Raw genomic sequence first — 1,536 nt, 5'->3', positions numbered from 1 at the left:
TTGCTTCAGAACTAACACAGTGGACGCGAGCAACTGAGGACAAGCCCTCGGCCTATTAGTACCGGTCAGCTCCACCCATTACTGGGCTTCCACATCCGGCCTATCAACCCAGTCGTCTACTGGGAGCCTTACCCTCTCAAGGAGGTGGGAATACTCATCTCGAAGCAGGCTTCCCGCTTAGATGCTTTCAGCGGTTATCCCTCCCGAACGTAGCCAACCAGCCATGCCCTTGGCAGGACAACTGGCACACCAGAGGTTCGTCCGTCCCGGTCCTCTCGTACTAGGGACAGCCCTTCTCAATATTCCTACGCGCACAGCGGATAGGGACCGAACTGTCTCACGACGTTCTAAACCCAGCTCGCGTACCGCTTTAATGGGCGAACAGCCCAACCCTTGGGACCGACTCCAGCCCCAGGATGCGACGAGCCGACATCGAGGTGCCAAACCATCCCGTCGATATGGACTCTTGGGGAAGATCAGCCTGTTATCCCCGGGGTACCTTTTATCCGTTGAGCGACGGCGCTTCCACAAGCCACCGCCGGATCACTAGTCCCGACTTTCGTCCCTGCTCGACCCGTCGGTCTCACAGTCAAGCTCCCTTGTGCACTTACACTCAACACCTGATTGCCAACCAGGCTGAGGGAACCTTTGGGCGCCTCCGTTACCCTTTGGGAGGCAACCGCCCCAGTTAAACTACCCATCAGACACTGTCCCTGATCCGGATCACGGACCGAGGTTAGACATCCAGCACGACCAGAGTGGTATTTCAACGGCGACTCCACCATGACTGGCGTCACGGCTTCAAAGTCTCCCACCTATCCTACACAAGCCGAACCGAACACCAATATCAAACTGTAGTAAAGGTCCCGGGGTCTTTCCGTCCTGCTGCGCGAAACGAGCATCTTTACTCGTAGTGCAATTTCACCGGGCCTATGGTTGAGACAGTCGAGAAGTCGTTACGCCATTCGTGCAGGTCGGAACTTACCCGACAAGGAATTTCGCTACCTTAGGATGGTTATAGTTACCACCGCCGTTTACTGGCGCTTAAGTTCTCAGCTTCGCCCTGTCGAAACAGAGCTAACCGGTCCCCTTAACGTTCCAGCACCGGGCAGGCGTCAGTCCGTATACATCGCCTTACGGCTTCGCACGGACCTGTGTTTTTAGTAAACAGTCGCTTCTCGCTGGTCTCTGCGGCCACCCCCAGCTCACGGAGTAAATCCGATCACCAGGCGTGGCCCCCCTTCTCCCGAAGTTACGGGGGCATTTTGCCGAGTTCCTTAACCATAGTTCACCCGAACGCCTCGGTATTCTCTACCTGACCACCTGAGTCGGTTTAGGGTACGGGCCGCCATGAAACTCGCTAGAGGCTTTTCTCGACAGCATAGGATCATCCACTTCACCACAATCGGCTCGGCATCAGGTCTCAGGCTTAATGTGTGACGGATTTGCCTATCACACGCCCTACACCCTTACCCCGGGACAACCACCGCCCGGGCTGGACTACCTTCCTGCGTCACCCCATCGCTTACCTACTAC

General features: G+C 56.3%; 1 rRNA gene. It reads right to left on the bottom strand.

The window, feature by feature from the left end:
* Positions 1-35: 35 nt before the first annotated feature.
* Positions 36-1,536, bottom strand: a 23S ribosomal RNA gene (locus ABT041_RS38930); the annotation flags it as partial.

Origin of the sequence: Streptomyces sp. NPDC002825 (assembly GCF_040295385.1) — a bacterium.
Taxonomy (GTDB): Bacteria; Actinomycetota; Actinomycetes; order Streptomycetales; family Streptomycetaceae; genus Streptomyces.
The sequence above is the reverse complement of the archived record's forward strand: the minus strand, read 5'-3'. Positions and strand labels throughout refer to the sequence as shown.